Here is a 26,962-nt window from a genome sequence, read left to right on the forward strand (position 1 = left end):
AACTCAGGCCGCCATCGGCTCGGCCGCGGGCCACAACTGTTCCAGTGTGTGCACGACGTCGCGCAGGCGGAACGGCTGCAGCAGCAGCCGGCGCACATCGAGTTCCTTGAGCCGGCTCACCAGGTCCGCGTCGGCGCCGTGCACCATCACCGCCACCGGAATGTCCGCGCCGCAACGCAGGCCACCTGCACGCAGGCGCGCCAGCAGAGCCAGCGCGGCATCACGTTCGGTCAGCGAAAGCAGGAGGCCGTGATCGGCGTTCGACTGCATCCACTTCTCGCCCTGCGCCACGCTGGTCGCCTGCTGCAGCCGCACCAATTGCAGCTCGCGGCACACCGAGGCCACGGTGCCACGCACGAGCCCATCGGGTTCGATCAGAAGGACCTTTCGCCTGGCGAGGCTCATGACACCGCCTCCTCGCGCCGGAACAGCTCCTCCACCACCAGATCGCGCAGGCCACCGAGGATGGCCTCGTCCAGCCGGTCGAAATCGCGCGGCCGGCGGTCCATGATGCACAGCGTGCCCACCACCTGGCCATAGGGCAGGCGCAGCAGTGCGCCAGCGTAGAAGCGGATGTAGGGCTGGCCGACGACCATCGGGTTGTCGGCGAAGCGCGGATCTTTCAGCGCGTCGGGCACGACCAGCGTCCTGGCCATCGCCACAGCATGGCCACAGAAGGAGATGTCGCGGGGCGTTTCCTGCATGTCTTCCATGCCGAACGAAGACTTGAACCACTGGCGGTCCTGGTCGACCAGCGACACCAGCGCGATCGGCACGTTGAACTCCCTGGCGGCGAACGACGAGATGCGGTCGAAGCGCGCTTCGGGTGGCGTGTCCAGAATGACGAGGTCGCGCAACGCTTTCAGGCGCTTGGCCTCGTTGTGAGGCAGAGGGGCTTTGATCATGAGTGACTCCGGAGCCGGCCATCCGATCCGCTCGCCTGCTACATCGGCAATAGCAAAGAAAACGTGAGTCCGGCTTTGAAGCAAATATAAGCAGATTGCGATATAAGAGCAGGCCTGCCAGATTTCACCGGAGACAACACCCGTGCCACGCCCTCACTTTCGCAGGTGGCTCGCACCGCTGCTCGCGGTCGCCACCTTCATTGCCCATGCCCAGCCAACCGCGGAGACCGGTCCGCCGATGCGGGTCGAGACCGTCGGGCCTCACAGCCACTATGTCCAGGGCCTCACGCAGCTGGGCTCCACGAAGAACCAGAACTTCATCAGCAACGCCGGTTTCGTGATCACGCCCGAGGGCGTGGTGGTGATCGACGCGCTGGGGTCGCCCCGGCTCGCCGAACGGCTCACGCAGGCCATCCGCCAGCTCACGGACAAGCCCGTCACCCACGTGATCCTCACCCACTACCACGCCGACCACATCTACGGTCTGCAGCACTTCAAGCAGCTGGGCGCGCAGATCATTGCGCACGCGGCGTCGCGCGAATACATCCAGTCGGACACCGCGCGTCTGCGACTGGAGGCCTCGCGCACTGACCTCGCGCCCTGGATCAACGAGCAGACCCGCATCGTGCCGGCCGATGTCTGGATCGATGGCCCGACCTCGATCAAGGTGGGGGGCGTGGTGTTCGAGCTCACACCGGTCGGCCCGTCGCACACACCCGAGGACCTCACGGTGTATGTGCCGTCCGAGAAGGTGCTGTTCGCGGGCGATCTGTTCTTCAACGGCCGCCTGCCCTTCGTCGGGCAGGCCAACAGCCGGCAGTGGATCCTGTCGCTGGAGAAACTGCTGGCCTTTGATGCACGGACGGTGGTACCGGGTCACGGTGCGGCGTCCACGGAACCGAAGAAGGACATCGGCACCACACGCGACTACCTCAGGCACCTGCGTCAGAGCATGGGCGAGGCGGTGGAGAACTTCGTGCCGTTCGAAGAGGCGTACGACAAGACCGACTGGTCCGCGTTCGAGCGCATGCCCATGTTCGGCCCGGCCAACCGCATGAACGCCTACAACACCTACCTGCTGCTGGAACAGGAAGCGCTGCGCAAGAAATGAAAAGCCCCGAGGCTCGGCACCCCGGGGCTTGTGGTTCAACGGCGTGCGCGATCAGGCGACGTCGAAGCGGTCCAGGTTCATCACCTTGGTCCAGGCGGCCGCGAAGTCGCGGGCGAACTTCTGCTTGCCGTCGGCACTGGCATACACCTCCGCATAGGCTCGCAGCACCGAGTTGGAGCCGAACACCAGGTCGTTGCGCGTCGCGGTGTACTTGAGCTGGCCGCTCTTGCGGTCCTTGCCTTCGAAGATCTCGGCGTCGGCATTCACCGGCGTCCACACGGTGCCCATGCTCAGGAGATTGACGAAGAAGTCGTTGGTGAGCGCGCCGACCTTGTCAGTGAACACGCCATGGCGGGTGCCATCGGCGTTGGCGCCGAGCACACGCAGCCCCCCCACCAGCGCGGTCATCTCGGGCGCCGTCAGCGTGAGCAACTGGGCCTTGTCGACCAGCAGGGCCTCGGTCGACGCGGCGCTCTTGCCCGCCTTGTAGTTGCGGAACCCATCGGCTTCGGGCTCCATGACGGCGAAGGACTCGACATCGGTCTGGTCCTGTCGCGCGTCGACACGGCCCGGCGTGAACGGCAGATCCACCGCGACACCCGCGGCCTTGGCCCCCTGTTCGACGCCGACCACGCCGGCCAGCACGATCACATCGGCCAGCGAGGCCTTGCCCGACGCCTTCTGGATCTCCACCAGCCTGGGCAGCGCCGTCACCGCGGACTTGTTCACCGCCCAGTCCTTCTGCGGCGCGAGCGCCAGGCGCGCGCCGTTGGCGCCACCGCGCTTGTCGCCGCCACGGAAGGTGGAGGCGGACGCCCACGCCACAGAGACCAGGTCGCTCACCGACAGGCCCGAGGCCGCGATCCTCGACTTGAGATCGGCGATGTCCGCCGCCGAGGGGTTGTGCGTGGGCGCCGGCAGCGGGTCCTGCCAGATCAGGTCTTCCTTCGGGACTTCCGGGCCAAGGTAGCGCGCCTTCGGCCCCATGTCGCGGTGCGTCAGCTTGAACCAGGCGCGGGCGAAGGCATCGGCGAAGGCCTGCGGGTCGTTGAGGAAGCGCTGGGAGATCTTGCCGAACTCGGGGTCGAAACGCATCGTCAGGTCGGTGGTCAGCATCCTGGGCTTGTGCTTGAGGCCGGGCACGTGCGCATCGGGAATGATCTCGGGCGCGTTCTTGGCCACCCACTGCTTGGCACCGGCCGGGCTCTTCTCCAGTTCCCATTCGAACTTGAACAGGTTCTCGAAGAAGTTGTTGCTCCATTGCGCAGGCGTCGTCGTCCATGTCACCTCCAGGCCGCTGGAGACGGTGTCTTTGCCATGCCCACTGCCGAAGTTGCTGGTCCAGCCCAGGCCTTGTGCCTCGATCGAACCGCCCTCGGGTTCCACGCCCTTGTGCGACTCGGGCGCCGCGCCGTGCGCCTTGCCGAAAGTGTGGCCACCCGCGATCAGCGCGACGATCTCCTCGTCGTCCATGGCCATGCGGTAGAAGGTGGCGCGGATGTCCTTGGCCGCCGCCATGTAGTCGCCGCTGCCGTTCGGGCCTTCGGGGTTCACATAGATCAGACCCATGTGCGTGGCGCCCACGCTCTTGACCAGCACGCGGTCGCCCTCGAAACGCTTGTCGTCGCCCAGCCATTTGGTCTCGGCACCCCAGTTCACGTCGTCGTCCGGTTCCCACACGTCTTCACGGCCACCGGCAAAACCGAAGGTGCGAAAGCCCATCGACTCCAGCGCCACGTTGCCCGCGAGGATCATGAGATCGGCCCAGGAGATCTGCTGACCGTACTTCTGCTTGATGGGCCAGAGCAGGCGGCGCGACTTGTCGATGTTGACGTTGTCGGGCCACGAGTTGAGCGGCGCGAAACGCTGCTGGCCACGGCCACCGCCCCCGCGTCCGTCGGTGGTGCGGTAGGTGCCGGCGGAGTGCCAGGCCATGCGGATGAACTGGGGGCCGTAGTGACCGAAGTCGGCGGGCCACCAGTCCTGGCTGTCGGTCATCAGCTTGTTCAAATCGGCCTTCAGTGCCTTGTAGTCGAGCTTCTTGAACTCGGCCGCATAGTCGAAGGATTCGCCCAGCGGGTTGGACCTGGCGGAGTGCTGGTTCAGCACATCCATGCGCAACTGGTTCGGCCACCAGTCCTTGTTGGTGGTTCCGACACCGGAACCGTGGTGGAAGGGGCACTTGGCTTCTGACATGGGGGTCTCCTTATCGAGGGGCTGAGGGGAACGGGTCGTGCAAGGCGGCGTGGGTCAGTACGCCAGCGGCAACGCGGCCAGACGCTCGAGCCAGAACGGCAACGTTGGGACATCCGGTCGGAACCAACGGGGCAGATCACGCACAGGCATCTCCTTGAAGCGACCTGATGCACTTTAGTGAGGCACCGCGGACACGTCAAAACAATTGCCCGGATTGACGCAATAGCTGACAGCTATCAAAAGGATGCGGCACATGCCCCACGCCAACATCGAACCCTGCGTTCAGGTCAGCAGCGTGACAGCGCCAGAGAAAGTGAGGAAGGCGGCCGCCGTGGTCACGAGGATGATGCGGGCGATGCGCCCGTTGTCCGCGCCGAAGCGCTCGGCCAGCAGCGAGACATTGCTGGCGCTGGGCAGGGCGGCCACGAGCACCATGACCACGAGCGTCGGCCAGCCCAGCGGCGCGCCCGCTCGAATGGCCAGCCAGCCCACGACGAGCACCAGCACGGGATGAGCGAACAGCTTGAGAAGCGCCACCGGCAGGTAGTCGCCCAGCGGCATGGGGTGGTTGGCCGTCATCTGCGCGCGCGCCAGCACGGCGCCGATGGTGAACAGCGCCACGGGTGAGGCCGAGTCGGCGAGCAGCCACACGGTTTTTTCTACTGGCTCGGGCAGGCGGAACGCCCACGCCGAAGCCACGCCGCCCAGGATGATCGCCCAGGGCATGGGATTGGTGAGCACCCCCCTGAGCGCCTTGCGCGTGGCATCGAGCGCGGCCGAGCGGCCATCGCCCTGCGCACTGTCCAGCCGGGACAACGCGATGCACAGCGAACTGGTGATCACCATGTCCACCACCATGGTGAGGATGACCGTGCCTGCCGCCGACGCCCCCAGCAGGGCCACGATGAGCGGCACGCCCATGAAACCCGAATTGGGAAATGCCGCGACCAGCGCGCCCATGGCCGCGTCGTTCCAGCGGATGCGCGCGTTGCGGGTAAGCGCGATGGTCACGCCCACGATCACCAGGCCACACAGCAGGTACAGCCCGGCCACCCAGGCGTCGAGCAGTTGCGCGATGGGCGTGGTCGAGCCGAAGCGGTACAGCATGCAGGGCAGCGCGAAAAACAGCACGAAGCCATTGAGCCCGGGAATGGCCTCCAGCGGCAGCATGCGCCGGCGCGCGGCCACGTAGCCCGCGAGCACAAGCGCGAAGAAGGGAAAGGTGACCAGCAGGATGTGCAGCACGGGGGCGATTGTCTCAGGCGGGCGTCGACGGCCCGCGACACCCTGCCCGGTATGATCCGACGCTTCTTTCCCCGCCTTCACGACGCCTTTCCGTTCCTCCATGTCCCACGGCCTGAACATCGCGCAACTGGATGCCGTGAACCACCTGGGCGGACCATGCCTGGTGCTCGCAGGTGCGGGCTCCGGCAAGACGCGGGTGATCACGCACAAGATCGCGCGGCTGATCCAGATGGGTCTGCCGGCGGACCGCATCGCCGCCATCACCTTCACCAACAAGGCCGCGGCCGAAATGCGCGAGCGCGCCGCCCAGCTTGTGGGCCGCGACGCGAAGAAGGTGCTGATCTGCACCTTCCATGCGCTGGGCGTGCGGCTTTTGCGGGAAGACGGCGAAGTGCTCGGCCTGAAGAAGCAGTTTTCCATCCTCGACACCGACGACATCACCAGCCTGCTCAAGGACTGCGGGGGCACCACCGACGCGGCCACCGCGCGCGGCTGGCAGTGGGGCATCAGCGCCTGGAAGAGCGCGGGGTTGAACGCGGCACAGGCGCTCGCGCAGGCGAAGGACGAGAACGAGCGGGTGATGGCGACCATCATGGGCCGCTACGAAGAGCGCCTCGTCGCCTACCAGAGCGTGGACTTCGACGACCTCATCAGCCTGCCGCTGAAACTGCTGAACGAGCACGAGGACGTGCGCGCGCGCTGGCAGAAGAAGATGGGCCACGTGCTGGTGGACGAGTACCAGGACACCAACGCCACCCAGTACGAGCTGCTCAAGCTGCTGGTGGGCGAGAACGCGCGCTTCACCGCCGTGGGCGATGACGACCAGTCCATCTACGGCTGGCGCGGCGCCACACTGGACAACCTGAAGAAACTGCCGATCGATTTCCCGCAGCTCCGGGTGATCAAGCTGGAGCAGAACTACCGCTCCACCAGCGCCATCCTGCGCGCAGCCAACAACGTGATCGGTCCCAACCCCAAGCTGTTTCCCAAGACGCTGTGGAGCGACCTGGGCGAAGGCGAACCGGTGCGCGTGGTCGATGCCGACAACGAGGAGCACGAGGCCGAACGCGCGGTGGCGCGCATCCAGAGCCTGCGCGCGAACTCCCAGCACAAGGAGTGGCGCGACTTCGCCATCCTCTACCGCGCAAACCACATGGCTCGCTCGTTCGAGCAGTCGCTGCGCCGTGCGCAGATTCCGTACAAGGTCTCGGGTGGGCAGAGCTTCTTCGACAAGGCCGAGATCCGCGACCTGTGCGCCTGGCTGCGACTGCTGGTCAACAACGACGACGACCCGGCGTTCGTGCGATCGGCCACCACACCCAAACGCGGCATCGGCCACACCACCCTGCAGCAACTCGGCGCCTTCGCCACGCAGTACAAGCTGAGCCTGTTCGAAGCCCTGTTCGCGAACTCACTGGGCACCGCCCTGGCCCCGCGCGCGGTGGCCACGCTGCACGAATTCGGCCGTGCGGTGAACGACCTGGAGTACCGCGCGCGCCACACCATGGGCCACGAAGCCGCACGCACCTTCCTCAACGACTGGCTCAAGGACATCGGCTACGAGAAGCACCTGTACGACAGCGAGGACAACGAAAAGGTGGCGGCCGCGCGCTGGACCAACGTGATGGACTTCTGCGACTGGGTGGCCGGGCGCTGCGGCGGCAAGATCGAGGACGAGGCTGGCGTGCAGGTGGAAAGCGAACGCAAGAGCCTGCTGGAAGTGGTACAGACCATCGCGCTGCTTTCCACGCTGAGCGAGCGCGAACAGGACCAGAACGTGGTGACCCTCTCCACCCTGCACGCGTCCAAGGGTCTGGAGTGGCCGCATGTGATGCTGGTGGGCGTGAACGAAGGCCTGCTGCCGTTCAAGCTGGACGAGAACGACGCCGACCTGCCGGCCGAGGTGATCGCGCAGCGTCTGCAGGAAGAGCGCCGCCTCATGTACGTGGGCATCACTCGCGCGCAGCGAACGCTGGCGGTGAGCTGGCTCAAGCGCCGCAAGAAGGGGCGCGAGAGCGTCCCGGGGCAGGCCAGCCGCTTCATCAAGGAAATGGCGCTGGACCAGGCCACCGTGAAAGAAGACCCTCGCGAAAAGCTGCGCGCACTGCGGGCCGAATTCGCACAACGCGCCACCGAACAGGCGGCCCAGAAAGCCGCCGACACCGCTCCATGACACTGCGACGCCACACACTTCTCTGCCTCTGCCTGACCCTGCTCGGCACCGCTCCGGCACACACCCAAACCCCGCCTGCCGTGCCGGCCACGGTGTGCGACGCGTCCGGCGACATCGCACCGGCCCAGCTCTACGGCCTGTGGCAACTGGCGCTGTGGCCGCAGGATGGCAGCGGCAACGAAGCCACCCCGGCGTCCACCGGCGCCCTGCTGTTCGAGCGGCATCCCGAGTACCCGGGCAGTGTGCGCGGCAGCCTCAAACGCAGCACCCAGGGCAACGACCGGCAAGCGCTGGTGTCGGGCGACGTGACGCAGGGCGAATTCAATCTGGACGAGTCGGCCGACGGTGTGAACATGGACGCGGTGTGGGAAGGCAACGTGGTTCCCGGCGGCTGTGGCCAGGAACTGCGTGGCGTGCGCCGTTCCGCCGAAGGGCGCGCCGCCCCCGCTGATCCGCCGATGAACTTCGTGCTGAAGAAGGTGCCTGGCTGGCGCTGAGTTGCGTCATGGACGCAAGACGCCCACGCGAAGCCCTGCCCGACACCCTGCGCGCTCTGGCCATGGTGTCTGTCATCACGCTGAACGCCATCGGCTACCCGCGCAGTTCTTCCGTGACCTTGAGAGCACCCACGTTTCTGAGCTGATCGAAGAAGTACGTATCCGTGTGCGCTTGAAGAAGAATGATGGCAGCGTGACCTTCCGAGAACTCAGTGAAGGCGAACAGCAGTTGCTAACTGTGCTGGGCCTACTGCGCTTCACTGCCGACAATGAAAGTCTGTTTCTTCTGGATGAGCCGGACACGCACTTGAACCCGCGCTGGTGCGTGGATTACCTGCGCTATCTGAAATCCTTCGTTGGTCACGACAATGAGGGGCAGGACAACAGCCACATCGTATTGACAACCCACAATCCTCTCGCCATTGCTGAACTGGTGAAGGAGCAGGTACAAATCCTCTACCGTCATACGGACACCCGGGCTGTGCATGCGGAAAACCCTGCAGTTGACCCCAAGGGCATGGGCTTCGCCGGAATCGTGACCAGCGATATGTTTGGCTTGGGCACGAGCCTCGACAATTCCACTAATGAGGAGCTCCTGGCTCTGCATCAGCTCTCCACCAAGCAGAGCGCGCTGAGCGATGTTGATAAGGCAAGATTGGTCGAAATACGCACGCGCCTTGAAGGATTGGACTTCAACTTCGCGTCGAGGGATAGGCTGGAGCAAGAGTACCTGCGTGCTAGATTTGATCTGGCTGCGGATGGCGATCTCAACGACGCCATCGTCACCCCAGAAAACAAGCAAAAGGCTCTCGATGCCTTGGTGCGAAGCCTGCTGCGCAGTTTGCAGGAGGGCCAAGCTTGAGGCTCATCCAGGTAACGTTGCCGTCAAGCATCACCGCAACTTCATCGGGACGTTGCTACTCTCGGCTGGCAATTCCATTTTCATGCACAGTTGCAAAGAGGTTCAACTCGAGCTGCATGCGATCGTCTCCTAGAGCTTGTACGGTTCTCGTAGACTGTTTAGGGGCTCAAGGGAAAGGGACTGGCCCCTCTGGACGAAACCCAGTCTCCTAACGAAAGGGGCCGATCAACCAGAATTGCCCCGAACGTCAATTCCTGGGCCCTATCCGCATATCAACGATCTTCCGCATTCGTCAGCGACGCCACGAAGCCAACGGTGCGCAGGTACCAAGTGGCTTCGCTCGTGCCAGTACATAAAGACCTTGTATGGCTTGATGTCGAGCGGAGGAGGGACCAGGGTCAGGCCGAGCAGTTTGCTGTAGTGCTCTGCAAGCCTGCGTGGCATCAACACAGCCATATCGCTTTTTGCTGCGACAAAAGGTGCGGCCATGAAGTGCTGGCTTAGCATTCCAACACGTCGCTTCAAGTCCACAGCAGCGAGCGCCCGGTCGACATTGGATTGAAAGTGACCGAACCCCGAAGGCGTGACCAAAATGTGGCGCAGTTCGGCAAAGGCTTGCAGGTCTGCAGGTCCGCTCAAGTAGGCATGGTCGCTTCGCATCAGACAGCTCACGCTGTCCTCGAACAGTGGGACAAATCGCAAGTTGCCAGGAGGCTCTTCCAGGTGACCCACCGCCAGATCAATTTCCCCTTCTTCGAATCCCAACAGCAACGCCCGCGGGTGGATGGGGTGCTTGATAGACAACGAGGCGGCGGGCGCCTGCTCCTGCAGGGCGGCGGCCAGCTGCGGGATGAAAACCGCGTGCGTGTAGTCGGTGGCGATGATGCGGAACGACTGAGAACAGGTTGATGGCTCGAATGGCAGAGAATTGCCTAAGACCTGTTCGACATCGTGAAGGATTCGGCGCGAGATCTCCGCCAGCGCGAGTGCCCGTGGAGTGGGCTGCATGCCGCTGATCCCCCGCACGAGAATGGGATCGCCGAAGCGTTCGCGCAGCCTGGCCAACACTCGGCTCATGGCAGGCTGGCTCATTTCAAGTCGCTCGGCCGCTCGGGACACATGCGCCTCGGAAACCAGGACATCCAGGCTGCGCAACAGGCTCAGATCGAGTTGCTTGTGAATATCGTTCATTGCGCCCTTCGGTGAATGCGGGAACGCGGCAAGCCTGCGCAAACCCGGTAGATGTCTTCACGATCATGCGGCCGGCGCATGATGACTATATCCCTGGGGGCCATAGCCCGGTGCGCGAGCGCCCGACACAATGGCCACCAAATACAAGGAGACAGGCAGCATGGACATTCAGAGACGAAACCTTCTCACACTGGCTGCGGCTGCATGCGCCTGGCAGGCCTTCCCCGCCCACAGCCAGCAACCGGGTGCGTGGCCAGCCAAGCCCATCCGGATCATCGCGCCATTCGCGCCAGGTGGCGGGCCCGACATTCTGGCCCGCTTGTTTGCGCAGGAAATGAGTGCCGGACTGGGCAGCGCCTTTGTCGAGAACAAGGCCGGCGGCGGCGGCAATCTGGGGGCGGATGCGGCGGCCAAGGCGGCGCCCGACGGATACACGCTGCTGCTGACCACTACGGCCACCCACTCGATTAACCCGGCGCTGTATGCGAGCATGCCGTATGACTCGCTGAAAGACTTCACGCCGATTGCACTCGTGGCTAATACGCCGCTGATGCTCGGTGTGGCGCAAAACTCGCCCTTCAAGAACGTGGCAGACATGGTGGCCGCAGCGCGCGCCCAGCCGGACCAGATCAGCTACGCATCGTCGGGTGTCGGCACTATGCAGCACATGGCCGCCGTGCTGGCCGAAGAACAGGCTAGGGTGAGGATGCTTCATGTGCCCTACAAAGGCAGCAGCCAGGTGATGCCCGACCTGCTAGCCGGCCGGGTGAACGTGATGTTCAACAGCGTGGCCGCGTTCGCGCCGTTCATCAAGGATGGGCGCCTGCGCCCTCTGGCCGTGACCTCGCCTCGCCGCCTGGCCGCCTGGCCAGACGTGCTCACGATGAGCGAGGCTGGCCTGCCAGGCTTCGAGGCTTCTGCCTGGTACGCGGTGTACGGTCCAGCGGGCACGCCACGGGACATCGTGTTGCGGCTGAACCGCGAGATCCACCGCATCGTCGATCTTCCGACGTCACGCGAAAAGTACGCCGCGCTGGGGCTTGAAGCGGTGCGCAGCACCCCTGAGGACCTAGCCGCAGCCACGCGGGACGATCTGGCGAAGTGGACGCGCATCATCCGCGAGAAAAACATCAAGGCCGAGTGAGCAGCATGATCGTCGACGAACGCACGTACACCATCGCGCCAGGACTGCTCGACGAGTACCTGAGCCATCACATGGCTGTGGCCCTGCCGATCATGCGGCGCCACCTGGGCGAGCCGCATGCCTACTACGTGACCGAAACCGGCGACCTGAACCAGTTCGTCCACCTTTGGCGGTACGACAGCCACGCCGACCGGGAACGGCGGCGCGCCGGCCTGTATGCCGACGCACAGTGGCTGGCCTACCGCCACACGGTGGGCGAGAAGCGGTGGGTGCAGCACCAGACCAACCGGTTGCTGCGCGCGCTGATGCCACCCCGGGCTGATTGAGCCCAGCCAGGCCACGCTGCGCCTGTCGAACAGATGTCCAACGCCGGTGCGCGCAGCTCCCTGGATCTCCACACACTGGAGTGCTTCGACACACTGGTGCGTGAAGGCAGTGTGTCGCGCGCGGCCGATCGCATGGGCATGTCGCAGTCGTCGGCCAGCGAGGTGCTCGCCCGGCTCAGAGACAGGTTTTCCGACCCACTGCTCGTACGCACTCGCGAAGGCATGGTGCCCACCAGGCGCGCACAAGATCTCCTGCCCAGGGTTCGAACCGCCATCGAGCAGTTGCGCGGTTTGCAGGACGGTGCGGACAGGTTCGATCCGCTGAGCGCGCAGGAGCAGTTCCGCATCACCACCTCCGACTACATGCAGCTGCTGCTGATGCCCCGGCTGGCAGGCATCGTTCGCACACAGGCACCTCGCTGCACGCTGGACATCGTGCCGATCCCCATTCAGCGCACGGAACTCGCGCTGGAAACGGCCGAGATCGATCTGACGATCGCCTACCACCCTCAGCCCCCTGCGGGCCTGCGCCGCAGCCCGCTGTTGCGCGACCGTCTAGTGTTCATCGCGCGGCGCGATCATCCTGAAATGGAGAAGGGTGTGGACGCAGCGCAATTCGCCAATCTGCCCCAGGTGAGCGTGGCCCCGAGCGGTCTGAACTACTTCGGATCCCTTGTCGACAGCGCGCTCGCTGCACAGGGTTTGCAACGGCGCATCGCCTTCACCAGCCCGCAGTTCATGCTGAGCGCGCACCTGGTTTCTCACAGCGACATGGTCCTCTCCTTGCCCCGCCTCGCCGCCATCGCACTGGCGGAGCTGTTTCCTGTGCAGGTCATCGAACTGCCTTTCACCACCCGGCCCATTGACATCGCCCTTTACTGGCACGAGCGTGCGCACCATGCCCCGGCACACCTATGGCTGAGGGACACCGTGCGCGCCGCCTTGCCGCCTGGCACCGAAGTCATGGTTCACTGACGATTCATACAGAATCGAGCGATCAACCTCGGCGATGGACTTTCGACCGCAGAACGCCATCGTCAGGTCCAGCTCCTTGCGCAGCAATTGCAACGATTGCCTGACCCCCGCCTCGCCGAGCGCGCCCAGGCCGTAGACATAAGCCCGCCCCACCATCACGCCTCGAGCGCCCATGGCCAGCGCCCTGAGGATGTCCTGCCCACTGCGAATTCCACCGTCCATCCAGACTTCGGTGCGATCGCCCACCGCCTCCACCACGCTCGGCAGCGCTTCAATGGAACTCGGCGCACCATCGAGCTGCCGGCCACCATGGTTGCTGACGACCACGGCGTCGGCCCCGGCGTTGACTGCCATGCGGGCGTCGTCCGCATCCATGATGCCTTTGAGCACCAGCGGCCCTTCCCATCGCTGCCGCACCCAACGCACGTCTTCCCAGCTCAGGGAAGGGTCGAATTGTTGCGCGGTCCAGGCCGAGAGGTTCGCCATGTCGGTAACACCCTGCACATGGCCCACGATGTTGCCGAAGTTCCGGCGTGGCGTGCGCAGCATGCGCAGCGCCCAGCGCGGTTTGGTGGCGATGTTGACCAGCGTCCTGGCCGTGAGCCGGGGGGGCGCCGACAGGCCATTGCGCAAGTCCTTGTGCCGCAGCCCGATCACCTGCAGGTCAAGCGTCAGCACCAGCGCACTGCAGCGCGCCGCCCTGGCTCTTTCGATCAGGCGTTCAACAAACGCCCGGTCTCGCATCAAATAGAGCTGGAACCAGAACGGTTCGGGCGAGGCTTCAGCCACGTCCTCGATCGAGCAGATGCTCATGGTCGACAGGGTGAACGGCACGCCAAAGGCGGCGGCCGCGCGCGCCGCCAGGATTTCACCGTCGGCGTGCTGCATCCCTGTCATGCCCACCGGCGCCAGCGCCACGGGCATTGCCACGGCCTGACCGAGCAGGGTGCTGCTCACGCTTCGTTCTTCGATGTCGACCGCGACACGTTGCCGAAACCGGATGCGGCGCAAATCGGCCTCGTTGGCACGGTAGGTGGTCTCGCTCCACGAGCCAGCGTCTGCGTAGTCGTAGAACATTCGCGGCACGCGCGCCTCGGCCAGTTTGCGCAGGTCTTCGATGCAGGTGACCACAGGCACGGTGGAATCTCCGGACTGTTCAAGTTGGATCGCTGCGAGCGGCCACGCCGTTCTGCAACAGATCGAGCGCGACGTCGACGATCATGTCTTCCTGTCCGCCCACCATGCGCCGGCGGCCAAGTTCGACGAGCACATCCACGGTTTTCAGACCGTACTTTCCGGCGGCGGCCTCGCTGTGGCGCAGAAAGCTCGAGTACACACCGGCGTAGCCCAGCGCCAGGGTCTCACGGTCCACGCGCACTGGCCGGTCCTGCAACGGGCGGACGATGTCGTCGGCGGCATCCATCAGCGCGTAGAGATCGCACCCGTGTTCCCAGCCCAGTTTTTCCGCAGCAGCGATGAACACCTCCAGCGGTGCATTGCCGGCGCCAGCCCCCATCCCTGCCAGACTGGCATCCACCCGGTCGCAGCCTTCCTCGACCGCCACGATGCTGTTGGCCACGCCCAGGCTGAGGTTGTGATGCGCGTGCATGCCGGTCTGTGTCTCGGGACGCAGCACCTCCTTGAGCGCGCGGAAACGGTCCCGGATGTCACCCATGCCCATGGCACCGCCAGAGTCGACGACGTAGATGCAGGTAGCCCCGTATTGCTCCATCAATAGCGCCTGCTGCGCCAACTTCGCGGGGGTGGTCATGTGGCTCATCATCAAGAAGCCGACGGTGTCCATACCCAAGGAGCGCGCGGTTTCGATGTGCTGTCGACTCACATCGGCCTCGGTGCAATGTGTGGCGATGCGAGCCACACTCGCTCCAGCAGCATGAGCCGCTTTCAAATCATGCACGGTGCCGATGCCCGGCAGCAACAGCGTCGCCACCCTGGCATGTTGCACCTCTGACGCTACCGCTTCGATCCATTCCAGGTCGGTGTGGGCACCGAACCCGTAGTTAAAGCTGGAACCTGCCAATCCGTCACCGTGCGCCACTTCGATCGAATCCACGCGGGCGTCGTCGAGCGCTCGCGCAATGCGGCGCATCTGGTCAACGGTGTACTGGTGGCGCACGGCATGGCTGCCGTCGCGCAGCGTGACGTCGCTGATGTAAAGCTTCTTTCCAGTAGGAGCGTTCATGAAGTGGCCTCAGAGGGAAGGTGTGGTGACCTGTTCGATCAGGCGCGACGCCACGCGCTCGGCGCACGCCAGGGCGGCGCTGGTCATGATGTCGAGGTTGCCGGCATAGGCAGGCAGGTAGTGCGCGGCACCCTCCACCTCGAGAAAGATCGACGTTTTGAGACCGGACACGGCACCGATCCCCGGGATGAGAATCGGGCTGCGGGCGGGAATGCGGTCGAACTGCACACGCTGCTTGAGTCGATAGCCCGGCACATAGGCAGCCACTGCACGGGCCATGTCGTCCACCGATGCTTCAATGGCGGCCTCGTCTGCCACATCGCTCAGGGTGTAGACGGTGTCCCGCATCATCATCGGTGGCTCGGCCGGATTGAGAACGATGATGGCTTTTCCTCGCCGCGCAACGCCCACCACCTCGATGGCACGCGAAGTGGTTTCCGTGAATTCGTCGATGTTCGCCCGCGTTCCCGGGCCAGCGCTCTTGCTCGCGATTGAGGCCACGATTTCTGCGTAATGGACGGGCGCCACACGCGACACGGCGCGCACCATCGGAATGGTGGCCTGGCCGCCGCAGGTCACCATGTTGAGGTTCAGGGCGTTCAGCACGTCGTCGGCTTCCGCCAACACGGGCACACAGTACGGCCCCACCGCCGCAGGTGTCAGGTCGATGCAGCGCATACCGGGCCGCACGGCACGCAGGCGTGCCTCGTGCTGAAAATGTGCGGTGGCCGAAGTGGCATCGAACACGATGCCGATGTCGGCGAACTGCGGCAATCCGAGCAGACCTTCAACTCCTTCGTGCGTGGTGGAAACACCCAGTCGCTGCGCGCGTGACAGTCCGTCGCTGGTGGGGTCGATGCCCACCATCGCCGCCAACTCGACATGCTCCGCCTGGCGCAGGATCTTGATCATCAAATCGGTACCGATGTTGCCGCTGCCGATGATTGCGGCCTTGATTTTTTTCATATCCGTCCTGCTTTCTTTCGTCATGCGAACCGGACCGAGACAGCACCCAGGCCTTCGATCCGCGCTTCGAAGTGATCGCCCGCCTGCACCGAAACCATCGGTCCGAGGGCACCTGTGAGCACGATGTCTCCCGCCCGCAATGGATTGCCCATGCGCGCCAGCGTGCGTGCCAGCCACGCCGCGGCATTCATCGGGTGGCCCAGGCAGGCGCTGCCGATGCCCGTGGAACACGTCTCGTCGTTGCGCACCATGGTCATCTGCGCGTCTCGCAGTTGCAGACGGTCCAGGCGCACCGGGTCGGCGCCCAGCACGAACGCACCGGCCGAGGCGTTGTCGGCAATCGTGTCGAACAGGCCAATGCGCCAGTCGGCGATGCGGCTGTCGACGATCTCCAGCGCGGGCAAGGCGAACGCAGTCGCGCGGATGACATCCGCCACGGTCGCATCGACCGCATCAACGTCGTGTGCCAGCACCAGGGCGACCTCGGCCTCCACCTTGGGTTGCATCAGCCCGCGCAGGGGAATCTCGTCGCCATCTCCGTGGCTGCCTGCGGCCCAGAGGTCACCGAAGTCGGGCGTGTTCACGCCGAGTTGCTGTTGCACCGCCTTTGCGGTGAGGCCGATCTTGCGCCCTACCACACGGTCGCCCGAGCGAGAGCGGCGGTCCCGGTTGATGCGCTGGATGGCGTAAGCGTGTTCCGCCGTGTTGTCGATACCGAGTGCGCGTGCGGCTTCGGACAGCGGCGGGATCGGCACTTGCGTGGCAGCCGCCGCCCACAAGGCGTCGGCCAGGGTATGAAGTGCGGTGCTCATCTCTCAGCCCTGCACGCCGACCATGCCGGGTGTCCAGTTGACGTAGAACTTGCGGTACACATCCTCGGGCACCACGATGCCGGTGTGCGGATCGCCCCCATGATCGAAGATGGCCATCATGTGACCCACCTCATCGTCCAGGTTCTCGAAGGTCCGGAAGACGCCGGCCGGCACGGAAACCACGTCGAACGGCGCCAGGTCGATGGACTCGTCCAGATGCTCGCCCCACAGCAGCCGGAACCGTGCATTGAGCGGCATGAACACTTCGTTGTAGGGGTGGGAGTGAACGGTCGGCCTCACACCTTTGGACAACGACGAAATCGACAGATGGAAGTTGTGCGGCTGCGCGATGGGTGCCGGTCCGCCCAGTTGCTGGGGACTGAGCCGGTACGACACGCTGCGTTGGCCTTGCTGCTGCTTGAGGTCAGGAAACGCGCCGTCGTCCGCCGCGCGTTCGGCGAAGCGGGCGACGCGGCTGAGCATCTCGGCGCGCGAGCACGGCGCGCTGTGGCCGGGGCTGCGCAGGTGCGCCGGGTTGGGCGTTGGCTTGGGATGTGTCATCGTCAGTCCTTCGCAATGAGGGCGTCCAGCGCGAACGCACCGCTGGGCAACGCCAGCACGGGGTTGAGGTCAATACCTGCGATCTGGTCCCGGTGCGTCCAGGCCACCTGGGAAATGCGGGCGACGAGTTGGGCCAGCGCGTCCAGATCGGCCGGCACACTGCCCCGAAAGCCTTCACAAAGCCGGGCCGCGATGCGGGTGCGCGCCAGCAGATCCCGGGCCGAGGCCAGGTCGACCGGGGCCAGGCGCACCTGAACGTCGTCGAGCAGTTCGGCAAGCACACCACCCGCTCCCACCGTCACGACCGGACCGAACACCGGGTCACGCTGCGTGCCCACCAGGATTTCCGCGCCCCCCATCAGTTGGCGAGCGACGATGAACCCTTCGATGCGCGCCGTGGGCACATGCCGGTGCACCGTCTCTTTCATCTCGACCATCGCAGCACGCAACTCGGAGGAGTTGTTGAGGCCCACCCGCACACCACCTACCTCGGTCTTGTGTGCAATATCGGGCGAGACGATCTTGAGCACCACAGGAAAGCCGACCTCGTCCGCCGCGACAACCGCGGTGTCAAGGTCCGTGACCACCCGCTCGGGTGCGAACGGAATGCCCAACGCCGCCAAGGCCTGTTTGCATTCGGCCTCGGTGCGCAGCGGGCCGTCAATCGTCTGTCCCGGCGTGTCGTCGGCTGTCGGGGTGAAGAGTTCTGACAGGGCAGGCAACGGGGAGCACGCGGCGATGGCCTGTATCGCGGAGGTCGGGTCCTCGAACACGGAAAATCCGTGAGCCTCCAGATCCTTGGTGGTACCCTGGTCGCTCAGCAGCACCGCAGCGAAGTGAACCGCGGGGAACCGCCGCCGCAAGGCGTAGAGCGGCTCGCGCAGTTGAGCCCAATGCGAGGGATTGCGTGCGATGTGCGCCATGTAGCAGACCACTGACGCATAGCGCTGCCCTTCCAGCGCGACCTCCGTGATCTGGGCGTAGGCGCTCAGGTCGCCGATGATTCCCGCCGAGGTGTCCACCGGATTGCGTCCGTCCGCCAAGCATGCAATGGCCTTCACCCGCGCATGGGCGCCATTGCTGATGTGCGGGAGCTCAAGACCAGCAGACTGCGCTGCGTCTGCAGAGAGCACACCAATGCCACCGGAGGTGGTGACGACGAGTGCAGATCGATCGAGGGGGCGCGGCCCGATGGTGGCGAGGTAGGCGGCCTCCACCAGCTGCGCCAGGCTTTGGGCGCGGGCAATTCCCAGATCCCGTAGCACGGCATCGAAGACCCTGTCTTCGCCGCTCAGGGAGCCGGTGTGGGTGGCAGCGGCCAGCGCCCCCTCGGGTGAGACACCCACTTTCATGGCAAGCACGAGCTTGCCCGCTGAGCGCGCCGCAGCCAGCGCGCTCGCCAGCTTCCGGCCGTCTCGACACCCTTCCATCGCAGTGACGATGACCTGGGTGTCCGCGTCGTTCGCCAGGTAGGCAATGCAATCCGCGACATCCACATCGCTTTCGTTGCCCGTGGTCACGAAGTGGGAGAACCCGAGCCCCCGCCGCTGCGCCATGCCGAAGAAATACGAGCCAAACGCGCCAGACTGCGTGACAACGCCCACGCTGCCCCGGCTCGGCCAGGCGCCATCGAGCGCCGTGGCAAAAGTACCGAAGAAGCCATCGACAGCATTGAACAAGCCGAGATTGTTCGGGCCCAGCACACGCACACCTGCCGCCCGGGCGCGTTCGAGCAGCAGACGGGTGTCGTTGGCGTCGTCGCCAAAACCCGCCGAGAAGATCTGCAGCGCCTTCACCCCATGGGCAATGGACTCACTGGCCACCTCGAGCACCTGGCGTCCCGCCACGGCAATGATGGCCTGATCCACGGGCTCCTGGATCTCCGACAACGAGCGGTGGGCACGGACCCCCTGCACCTCCGCAGCACTCGGGTTGATGGGCAGCAACCGGCCTTGGTACCCGGCCTTCTGCAGGAAATGCAGCGGTCGACCGCCGACCTTGTTGGGGTCAGAGCTCGCACCGATGATCGCCACCGAGCGTGGGCGGAAAAGCGCATCCAGTCCTGTCATGGCGGCCTCAGCGTCCGGTGAAAGCCGGTTTTCGCTTCTCGACGAAGGCATTCACCGCTTCCGCATGGTCCTGGGTCAACTGGCTCTGCGTTTCCAGTGACACACCAAACTCGAAGGTGGCCAACGCCAACTGCTTCAAGGTGTGGTTGATGGCCCGTTTGGTTCCTCGCAGGGCCACCGGCGGCATCTTCTGGAGCCTTGCCGTCAGTGCATCGATGCGCGCATCCAGCTCGTCATCCGGAACCGCGTGCGTCACCAGCCCCAGCTTCGCTGCCTCGGTAGCACTGAGGTTGTCTCCCAGAAAGAGAAGCTCCTTGGCGCGCTGGAAGCCGACCAGCATCGGCCACATCAGCGCCCCACCGTCGCCAGCCGCCAGACCGACTTTCACATGCGGATCACCGATGACAGCGCTTTCCGCGGCGATCGATATGTCAGCGTAGACAGCGAGCGTGGCCCCCAGGCCGGTGGCCGCGCCGTTCACACGAGCGATCAGAGGTTTTTGGAGATCCAGAATGGAATAGAACAGCGCCCTGGCCTCGTCGACCGTGTCGTTCCAGAGGGTGCGGTCTGCGATCTTGTCCACCATGCTGCGGATATCGCCGCCCGACGAAAAAGCGTCCCCCGCACCGGTCAACACCAGAATGTCGCTGTCCGGGTCACGCTGCGCATCAGAAAACACCGTCGAGAGTTCGCGGTGCATGCGCACATTGGCGGCGTTCTTCACCTCAGGCCGGTTCATCACAATGGTGAGCACGCGGCCGTTGCGAAGAAAACTCAGGTGTTGGTAAGCATTGGTCCAGCTCATCATCGACCTCCCGCGACTGGAAGCACCGCACCGGTGACGTACGAGGCCTTGTCAGACAGCAGCCAGACGATCGCCTGAGCCACTTCCTCGGGGCGACCGGCGCGCTGCATCGGCATGCGGGTGGCGTAGCGCCTGACTCGCTCAGCGTCACCGGCCTCGGCATGGATGTCGGTGTCGATCAATCCGCAAGACACGGCATTGACTCGAATGCCTTCGGTGGCGACTTCGGCTGCGAACCCGTAGTTGAAAGCTTCCAGCGCGGCCTTGGCGGCGGCGTAGTGGACGAGCTCACCAGGAGATCCCGATCGGGCGGCCATCGACGACACGTTCACGATGGTGCCGCCCGAGGCGCCATGTCGGGTGGATGCACGTTTTACGAACTCCTGTGCGCAGAGAAAAGCAGAAAACACGTTGACCTCGAACGTCCTGCGCAATGTCTGTTCGTGCAACTCTTCCACCCTGCCAATTCGTCCAGGAACGCCGGCGTTGTTCACCAGGTGCGTTACTGGACCCAGATTGCGGGTCGTTTCTTCGAAGAGCAGCTTCACCTGGGCCGGGTCAGAGACATCAGCACGCACAGCGATGGCTTCCCCACCCTCCGACTGAATCCGTGCGACAACGGATTCAGCGGCGTCACGGTTGTTGACGTAGTTGACGCATACACGGTAGCCAGCGCGACCGGCTTCCACGGCGGTGGCCGCGCCTATGCCTCGTGCGGAACCGGTGATGATGATGTTGGGTGGATTGCCCATGGGCCTTGTCTCGCTCGTTGTGGGTGAGCGAGAAATTTATCGGCCGCGTGGATGTGAAACCAGAGGTACAGGGCGATTCGAACTATCGCCCTGGTCGATACACGCTCAGAGCGCAGCAAGACGAGGCGTATGAAAGGCTGTTCGAGATGGCGCTTGATGCAAGCGTCGACGGCCGACTACGAGGGTGGCCATCTCCTTGAACCAAGCAGCGAACGAGCGCCAGCGCGTAGCATTTGCCAGCGCATTTGCCATCGCGGAATGCTTGCACGAGGTAGCAAAAGCGATTCCCTGAAACTGTGCTCGCGTGCGGAAGAGGTGCGTCGCCGAGAATAAAGTCACCGGCACGACTTGTCCGACGGACAGGTCGGGGACAGGAGTCATGCGTCCAGCGATGTGTTTAGGACTGCTCGTGCGATCGCACGCTTTCCGCAATCGGAGCTCGTTCAAGTTGTGTCCAGCAGATCATCGCGTCGGCACGATATCCGCCCGATAGCCCCTGCAAAGCGTCACATCCGGCAGGAAAGATGTCCAGATCTTCGGAGGGTCCATCAAAGCGTCCAGTGTCAGGCCTGCAACTTCTTTGCGCATCAGGTCGCCCGCTCATTTCATACCTCCTCGTGCGCAGCCGCGCTTAGATTTGCAGTAGGAGGAGGTCGTGCGAACTCTAAGGAGCCGGCGCTTAGTTCCAACAGATCGTCCAAGCTCGACAGCACTGGCATCACCCTCTCCGCGATCTGCCGGCATTGCCGGCCGAACCAATTTATCCATGAGTACGCAGTAACTTGCAGCGTCAGGAGTGCAAGAAATTCCTGTTACTGCGCAAGTTACTGCACAATGAACCAGATGTCCCCGGCTTTTACTGCACCAGCCTGGACAACAAAAAAGCCCTAAGTGCTTGATTCACTTAGGGCTTTGGACGCCAGCACACCGTGCTGGACTTGAATTTGGTGGCCTGGGGCGGAATCGAACCACCGACACGCGGATTTTCAATCCGCTGCTCTACCAACTGAGCTACCGGGCCTTGGTCAGAAGCGAGATTGTAGCAGCTTCCAGGAGGCCCCTTTCCAGCCGGTCAGAGCGCGTTGCGCTTGCTGCGCGCGAGGTCCACGCCGAGTTGCTTGAGCTTGCGGTACAGGTGGGTGCGTTCCAGGCCGGTCTTTTCGGCCACGCGGGTCATGGAACCGGCTTCCTTGGCGAGGTGGTATTCGAAGTAGGCCTTCTCGAATTCGTCGCGGGCCTCGCGCAGCGGGCCGTCCAGGTTGAATGACTGCAACGATTGCGGCCCAAGGTCCAATGCGGGTTCAGGCAGCGAACTGCCGGTCATGACGGCTTCCACCGTGAGCTCCGGCGACAGCATGTTGCCCACGCGCAAGGTCGAGGGAATCGCACTGCCACCGGGTTTGGCCGGCGCCTTGTTCAGGCCCTGGTCCACAGCCTTGAGCAGCTTGGCCATGGTGATGGGCTTTTCGAGGAATGCCGTGGCGCCGATGCGTGTGGCTTCGACCGCGGTGTCGATGGTGGCGTGGCCGCTCATCATGATCACGGGCATGGAGAGCATGCCGGTGCTGGCCCATTCCTTCAGCAGGGTGACACCATCGGTGTCGGGCATCCAGATATCGAGCAACACGAGGTCGGGGCGAAGCTGGGCGCGCACGGAGCGGGCCTGTGCAGCGTTTTCGGCGAGCTCGACCGTATGACCTTCGTCGTTGAGGATTTCCGAGAGCAGGTCCCGAATCCCCAGTTCATCGTCTACGACCAGAATAGTTGCCATGGCGCGGAGTGTTTTCCTCGGAACGTGTTGTCAATTCGCAACTGCGAATGATAACGACACTTGAGCGCCGATGACCCTGCCTTCGGTCATGCGGTTGCTGAGATCGACGCGTCCGCCGTGTTCGTCCATGATTTTCTTGACCACGGCCAGGCCCAGGCCGGTGCCCTTGACCTTGGTGGTCACATAGGGCTCGAACGCGCGCTTGAGAATGTGCTCGGCAAAGCCGGGGCCTTCGTCGAGCACGGACAGCCGCACCCACTGCCCTGAGTCGGACCGCCGCGTGCGCAGCAGCACCTGGGCGCCGGGCACGCCGGCCATGGCGTCCTGGGCGTTCTGCACCAGATTGTGCAGGGTCTGCCGCACCTGCTGCGGGTCGGCCATGGCCCTGGGCAGGCCCTCGGCCAGCTCGAGGCGCACCGGCACAGCGGCGTTGTCGTAGAGCACCACGATGTCGCGCACGAGTGCGTTCAGATCGATGGCCGCGAGCTGCGCGGCGGGCAGGCGCGCGTAGTCGCGGAATTCGTTCACCAGGCGTTTCATTGCATCGACCTGGTCGACGATGGTTCGCACCGATTTGTTGAGAATGGCCTGCTCGGGTGGCTGCACCTTGCCATCGAGCTTCATGGCCAGGCGCTCGGCCGACAGCTGGATGGGCGTGAGCGGGTTCTTGATTTCGTGCGCGAGCCGCCTCGCCACCTCGCCCCAGGCCTTGGCGCGCTGGGCGGAGACCATTTCCGAGACGTCGTCGAACACAAGCAGGCGTTCGTTGTCGGGCAGCAGCGCACCGCGCACGATGAGGGTGAGTCCTTCTTGGAACGGTGTGGTGCCGTCCGCGCTGAGCTCGAACGACTGCTGCCAGTTGCCACCTTCGTGCTGCGCCTGATCCGACAGGAACCGGTCGAACTGCTGCCACACCCCGTCGCCAAAGGCCTCCAGTCCGGGCACCTGGGTCAACGGATGACCGATGTGCAAGGCCAGTGGGGTGTGCAGGATGCGCTCGGCGCCGGGGTTCACACTCTGGATGTGCCCCTGCTCGTCGAGCACGACGACACCAGCGGTGAGGTTGTCCAGGATGGTCTGCAGGTTGTCTCGTGCGGCATCGACCTGTTCCATGCTGTGCTGCACCGCCTCGCGCGCGTCCGAGAGGTCCTGCGTCATGTTGGCGAAGGTGCGCGTGAGACTGGCGAGCTCATCGCGTGAGGTGAGCGCGGTCTTGGGCGCGAGGTTGCCGGCGGCCACCTCGCGCATGCCTTCGGCCAGCACGAACAGCGGGCGCACCAGCTGGTTGCCCAGCAGCACGGCCAGCAGCACGGCACCAAACACGGCAAGGAACAGCGCCAGAGTGAGCGTGCCGATGTACATGCGCCGCAGGCCTTCGCGGGTGAGCGCACGTTCCTGGTACTCGCGGTTGGCCACCTGCACGGCGAGGGCGTCGGTCACCAGCGCACCGGGCAACGGCACTACCACCTGCAGGTAACGTGGTTCAGCGCTGAATCCGAAGTTGGGCGGACTCACCAGCGCCATCACCTTGATGCGCGGCTGGCTGGCCGCGATCAGTGCCTCGATCTCACCGCTGCCGTCTTCCTCCAGACCTTCGATCTGCGCCACCACGCGCGCGGCACGCACGTTGCGCAACTGTCCGGGCGTGGGCCGTTCGGGGTTGATGTCGAAGCGCGAGACGCCGGAGCTGCCCAGCGCCTGTCCGCTGGCTCCCCAGAGCACGAGGTCGGTCACACCCAGTTGCTCGCGCACGCGCTCCAGGGCCAGCACAGCCGAGGTGTTGGGCAGGCGCGAAAGGCCTTCGGCCGCGACGCGGGTCTTGCTGCTGAGATCGGCGGCCAGGGTGTCCAGCGTGGTGCGGCCCAGGTTGAGGCCGGCCGTGAGCGCGGACTCGACACGCACGTCGAACCAGCTCTCGATGGAGCGGGAAACGAACTGGTACGACACGGTGTAGATGAGCAGGCCCGGCAGGATGCCGACCAGGCCGATGATGGCGGCAAGCTTGATCAGCAAGCGGCTGCCGAACTTGCCCCGTCGCAGGCGCACCGTCAGGCGCAAGGCCAGCCACAGGATGACGAGCAGCAGGAAGGCTGCGACCGCCACGTTGATGCCCACCAGCCAGTTGAAGTTCTGTTCGTAGAACGCCCGGTTGTTGGTGGCCAGGGTGAGCAGGAACAGCAGCACCATGCCCACGCCGGCCATGAACACCAGCCCGGCACCGATGGCCCAGCGCACGGCAGCGGGCTTGCTCCTGGGTGCCGTGGTGTGCACCGGGGTCACGGCGGAAGCCTGGCCGCGCACGCTGGACATGGCAGCTAACGAGCGGGCTCACGCCCACCGGCTTCGCCGGTGAGCTCGACAGCCTGCACCCCGGTGGTCACCTCCGGTGTGCGGTCTGTCTCGGCCTGTGCGGGCACCGGCAGTGTCTGCCGGTGCTCCACCGTCCATTCAGGTTGATTGGCCATGCCAATCTGGAACGGCCTGGGCAACAGGTTCAGGTCGAGGCGGAATGAGAACTCGACCTCATGGTCGGCATCGGGGTCCAGGCGACTGGCATCGGCCAGCCTCCACCGCGCCACCCGGCCCACCCCCGCCAACGCCTCGTTGAGGGAGTCGAAGTTCTGGTGCAGGGCGTATTGCAGGCCGGCGCCCCCCGAGGCAGCCGCAGTTTCATTCGAGAGGCTGACGCGCCAGCGGCGGGTCAAAGGCTGGTAAGCCAGACGGAGGGTGCGCGTCGCGCTGGCCACGCGTTTGTCGGTCCAGTACCAGCGCTGCCGGTAGACGTCGGCATGCCACACGAAATAGAGGGGAACGGCCTTGTACAACACGTCTTCCACCGCGCCGGCCGGCTGCAGCTCCATGCGGGCGGACAGGAAAAGGGCATCGTGGGTGCGTTGCAGCGAGAGCTGCTGCACCTTCGGGGCTTCGGCGTGGGCCGGCCAGAACGTGAACCACGACAGCACCAACCCCAGCCACCACAGCCGCCAGAGGCTCATGGCGCGAACCGGGCGGGCGATGGGAGGCCGTGGGTCAAGGCTGGTCGGCCTTGTCGATGCAGGCGTAGAAGAAACCGTCGTATCCACCCGGAGGATTGTCGTTGAACTCTCCGGGGGGGGCGGCCATACCCGGCAGCAAATGCCCCGGCGAGGCCCGATGGAGCGCATCAGTGTGGTGCACAAGGAACGCCTTCACCTGCTCGGCCCCCTCGGCCCGGAAAACCGAGCAGGTGGCGTAGACCAGCCTCCCCCCGGGTTTGAGCAGTGGCCAGAGGGCTTGGAGCAGAGCCCGCTGGGTGGCCACCAGCGCATCGACGTCGCTGGCACGGCGCAGCCAGCGCACGTCCGGATGGCGCCGCACAATGCCCGAGGCGGTACAGGGCGCGTCGAGCAGGATGGCGTCAAACGCCTGTCCATCCCACCACGCAGACGGCTGTGCGGCATCGGCGGCTCGCACCGAGGCCTGCAGGCCCAGGCGCTGCAAGGTGTCCCGGATGCGCTCGCAGCGGCGTGGGTCCACGTCCAGCGCGAGCAGGTTCAGGTCCGCCTGCTCAAGCAGATGTGCCGTCTTGCCCCCGGGGGCGGCACAGGCATCGAGCACGCGGTCAGCCGCCGTCCAGTCGCGACCATCGAGCAGTTGTCCGGCCGCCAGCTGGGCCGCGGCGTCTTGTACGGAACAGTGGCCATCGGCAAAGCCGGGCAGGCGTTCCACCGGCTGGGGCGCCGCGAGCACCACGCCGTCGCGTCCCACAGGCGTGGCTTTGAAACCGGCGGCCTGCAATGCCTGCAGATAGGCCGTGCGGTCCACCCGGCGGCGGTTGACGCGCAATGCCATCGGCCCCGGCTGGTTGTTGGCCTCGAGGATGGCCCGCCAGTGGTCGGGATGGTCGCATTGCAGCCGCTCGATCCACCACAGCGGGTGGTTCCAGCGCGCGACGGGGTCCGCAGCGACAGCGGGCAGCAGCGCATCGCGCTCTCGCAGGAAGCGGCGCAGGCAGGCGTTGATGAACGCCGCCTGGCGCTCGGTCCGGCGCTCCTGGCGTGCGGCCTCCACGGCCTGGCTCACCAGTGTGTGTGCGGGATAGCGCGGCGCCTGCTCATCGGAAGCGTCCAGCAGCAAGGCCACCGCGCTGCACAGCAGGGCTTGCACCGGCGGTGCGGGCTTGCGTTCGACCAGTCGGCCCACAAGGGCGCGGGCGGTACCCAAATGGCGCAGCACATGAAAAGTAAGTGCCTGCACACCAGGACGCAGCGACGGCGGCAGCTGGGGCAACACCTCGCTGAGCGAACGCCCCTGCTCGACCGCGAGCACGCAGGCGGCGGTGTGGCGCAGCTGGGTGGCCAGGGTCGGTCCAGGCGGATGGGATGCAGGGGATGGGGAGGCCGTGGCGGTCAAAAGGGG

At 64.9% G+C, this 26,962-nt stretch carries 25 protein-coding genes and 1 tRNA gene; 8 read left to right on the top strand and 18 right to left on the bottom strand.

Annotated elements, in window-relative coordinates:
- Positions 1-3 precede the first annotated feature (3 nt).
- On the bottom strand, positions 4-405 hold the full coding sequence (locus tag J2X09_RS23350) for a hypothetical protein (RefSeq protein ID WP_204735212.1): 402 nt from the start codon (positions 403-405) through the stop codon (positions 4-6).
- Positions 402-905, bottom strand: a complete 504-nt coding sequence (locus J2X09_RS23355) for a GAF domain-containing protein (RefSeq protein WP_204735213.1) — start codon at positions 903-905, stop codon at positions 402-404. The genes J2X09_RS23350 and J2X09_RS23355 overlap by 4 nt, the downstream gene beginning before the upstream one ends.
- Positions 906-1,047: 142 nt before the next feature.
- Between J2X09_RS23355 and J2X09_RS23360 the strand changes: the two genes are divergently transcribed.
- Positions 1,048-2,016, top strand: coding sequence for an MBL fold metallo-hydrolase (locus J2X09_RS23360; protein ID WP_310309535.1), 969 nt, complete (start codon positions 1,048-1,050; stop codon positions 2,014-2,016).
- Positions 2,017-2,067: 51 nt separating this feature from the next.
- Here the strand turns inward: J2X09_RS23360 and katG are convergent, their stop codons facing one another.
- On the bottom strand, positions 2,068-4,212 hold the full coding sequence (katG, locus tag J2X09_RS23365) for a catalase/peroxidase HPI (protein WP_204735214.1): 2,145 nt from the start codon (positions 4,210-4,212) through the stop codon (positions 2,068-2,070).
- Between the two features lie 282 nt (positions 4,213-4,494).
- Positions 4,495-5,457: an AEC family transporter gene (locus J2X09_RS23370; RefSeq protein WP_204735215.1), complete on the bottom strand. Its 963-nt coding sequence runs from the start codon at positions 5,455-5,457 to the stop codon at positions 4,495-4,497.
- Between the two features lie 100 nt (positions 5,458-5,557).
- Between J2X09_RS23370 and J2X09_RS23375 the strand changes: the two genes are divergently transcribed.
- The 4 genes from J2X09_RS23375 to J2X09_RS23390 are packed head-to-tail and all read left to right on the top strand — an operon-like array spanning position 5,558 to position 8,989.
- On the top strand, positions 5,558-7,630 hold the full coding sequence (locus J2X09_RS23375) for an ATP-dependent helicase (protein WP_204735216.1): 2,073 nt from the start codon (positions 5,558-5,560) through the stop codon (positions 7,628-7,630).
- Positions 7,627-8,127, top strand: a complete 501-nt coding sequence (locus J2X09_RS23380) for a hypothetical protein (RefSeq protein WP_204735217.1) — start codon at positions 7,627-7,629, stop codon at positions 8,125-8,127. The genes J2X09_RS23375 and J2X09_RS23380 overlap by 4 nt, the downstream gene beginning before the upstream one ends.
- Before the next feature lie 8 nt (positions 8,128-8,135).
- Positions 8,136-8,273, top strand: coding sequence for a hypothetical protein (locus J2X09_RS23385; protein ID WP_310309539.1), 138 nt, complete (start codon positions 8,136-8,138; stop codon positions 8,271-8,273).
- A gap of 26 nt (positions 8,274-8,299) precedes the next feature.
- The gene (locus J2X09_RS23390) at positions 8,300-8,989 is read left to right on the top strand and encodes an AAA family ATPase (protein WP_310309541.1); all 690 of its coding nucleotides are present in this window, start codon (positions 8,300-8,302) and stop codon (positions 8,987-8,989) included.
- Positions 8,990-9,250: 261 nt separating this feature from the next.
- On the opposite strand, the gene J2X09_RS23395 is transcribed toward J2X09_RS23390, so the two are convergent.
- Complete coding sequence (locus tag J2X09_RS23395) at positions 9,251-10,180, bottom strand: LysR family transcriptional regulator (RefSeq protein WP_204735219.1); 930 nt, start codon at positions 10,178-10,180, stop codon at positions 9,251-9,253.
- A 160-nt stretch (positions 10,181-10,340) separates the two neighbouring features.
- Here J2X09_RS23395 and J2X09_RS23400 point away from each other — a divergent pair, with 160 nt between their 5' ends.
- The 3 genes from J2X09_RS23400 to J2X09_RS23410 are packed head-to-tail and all read left to right on the top strand — an operon-like array spanning position 10,341 to position 12,625.
- Positions 10,341-11,324: a Bug family tripartite tricarboxylate transporter substrate binding protein gene (locus tag J2X09_RS23400; RefSeq protein WP_204735220.1), complete on the top strand. Its 984-nt coding sequence runs from the start codon at positions 10,341-10,343 to the stop codon at positions 11,322-11,324.
- Positions 11,325-11,329: 5 nt separating this feature from the next.
- Positions 11,330-11,650, top strand: a complete 321-nt coding sequence (locus J2X09_RS23405) for an NIPSNAP family protein (RefSeq protein WP_204735221.1) — start codon at positions 11,330-11,332, stop codon at positions 11,648-11,650.
- Positions 11,651-11,683: 33 nt separating this feature from the next.
- Complete coding sequence (locus tag J2X09_RS23410; protein ID WP_204735222.1) at positions 11,684-12,625, top strand: LysR family transcriptional regulator; 942 nt, start codon at positions 11,684-11,686, stop codon at positions 12,623-12,625.
- Here J2X09_RS23410 and J2X09_RS23415 read toward each other — a convergent pair.
- The 13 genes from J2X09_RS23415 to rsmB all read right to left on the bottom strand — a co-directional run bounded on the left by J2X09_RS23415 (position 12,563) and on the right by rsmB (position 26,956).
- Complete coding sequence (locus tag J2X09_RS23415) at positions 12,563-13,762, bottom strand: alpha-hydroxy acid oxidase (protein ID WP_204735223.1); 1,200 nt, start codon at positions 13,760-13,762, stop codon at positions 12,563-12,565. The two genes, J2X09_RS23410 and J2X09_RS23415, sit on opposite strands and share 63 nt — an antisense overlap.
- A gap of 19 nt (positions 13,763-13,781) precedes the next feature.
- Positions 13,782-14,828, bottom strand: a complete 1,047-nt coding sequence (gene dmpG / locus J2X09_RS23420) for a 4-hydroxy-2-oxovalerate aldolase (protein ID WP_204735224.1) — start codon at positions 14,826-14,828, stop codon at positions 13,782-13,784.
- A gap of 9 nt (positions 14,829-14,837) precedes the next feature.
- Complete coding sequence (locus tag J2X09_RS23425; protein ID WP_204735225.1) at positions 14,838-15,794, bottom strand: acetaldehyde dehydrogenase (acetylating); 957 nt, start codon at positions 15,792-15,794, stop codon at positions 14,838-14,840.
- A gap of 20 nt (positions 15,795-15,814) precedes the next feature.
- Entirely contained in the window at positions 15,815-16,606 is a 792-nt protein-coding gene (locus J2X09_RS23430) for a 2-keto-4-pentenoate hydratase (RefSeq protein ID WP_204735226.1), read from the bottom strand.
- A gap of 3 nt (positions 16,607-16,609) precedes the next feature.
- Entirely contained in the window at positions 16,610-17,167 is a 558-nt protein-coding gene (locus tag J2X09_RS23435) for a cupin domain-containing protein (protein ID WP_204735227.1), read from the bottom strand.
- Positions 17,168-17,169: 2 nt separating this feature from the next.
- Positions 17,170-19,236, bottom strand: coding sequence for an acetate--CoA ligase family protein (locus tag J2X09_RS23440; protein WP_204735228.1), 2,067 nt, complete (start codon positions 19,234-19,236; stop codon positions 17,170-17,172).
- 7 nt (positions 19,237-19,243) lie between these two features.
- The gene (locus tag J2X09_RS23445) at positions 19,244-20,041 is read right to left on the bottom strand and encodes an enoyl-CoA hydratase/isomerase family protein (protein WP_204735229.1); all 798 of its coding nucleotides are present in this window, start codon (positions 20,039-20,041) and stop codon (positions 19,244-19,246) included.
- Complete coding sequence (locus tag J2X09_RS23450; protein ID WP_204735230.1) at positions 20,041-20,793, bottom strand: SDR family oxidoreductase; 753 nt, start codon at positions 20,791-20,793, stop codon at positions 20,041-20,043. The genes J2X09_RS23445 and J2X09_RS23450 overlap by 1 nt, the downstream gene beginning before the upstream one ends.
- Positions 20,794-21,738: 945 nt before the next feature.
- Positions 21,739-21,814: transfer RNA gene (locus J2X09_RS23455), tRNA-Phe, on the bottom strand.
- 51 nt (positions 21,815-21,865) lie between these two features.
- A complete protein-coding gene (locus tag J2X09_RS23460) occupies positions 21,866-22,564 on the bottom strand; it encodes a response regulator (protein WP_204735231.1) in 699 nt (232 codons plus the stop codon).
- Positions 22,565-22,594: 30 nt separating this feature from the next.
- The gene (locus tag J2X09_RS23465) at positions 22,595-24,874 is read right to left on the bottom strand and encodes an ATP-binding protein (RefSeq protein WP_204735232.1); all 2,280 of its coding nucleotides are present in this window, start codon (positions 24,872-24,874) and stop codon (positions 22,595-22,597) included.
- Between the two features lie 5 nt (positions 24,875-24,879).
- Positions 24,880-25,560 (bottom strand): DUF4390 domain-containing protein, encoded by a 681-nt coding sequence (locus tag J2X09_RS23470; protein ID WP_204735233.1) that lies wholly within the window; start codon positions 25,558-25,560, stop codon positions 24,880-24,882.
- 34 nt (positions 25,561-25,594) lie between these two features.
- Positions 25,595-26,956 carry a 16S rRNA (cytosine(967)-C(5))-methyltransferase RsmB gene (gene rsmB / locus J2X09_RS23475; RefSeq protein ID WP_204735234.1) on the bottom strand — a complete coding sequence of 454 codons (1,362 nt, stop codon included), beginning with the start codon at positions 26,954-26,956 and terminating at the stop codon, positions 25,595-25,597.
- Positions 26,957-26,962 lie beyond the last annotated feature (6 nt).

The organism is Hydrogenophaga laconesensis (assembly GCF_031457235.1).
GTDB classification, from domain to species: domain Bacteria; phylum Pseudomonadota; class Gammaproteobacteria; order Burkholderiales; family Burkholderiaceae_C; genus Hydrogenophaga; species Hydrogenophaga laconesensis.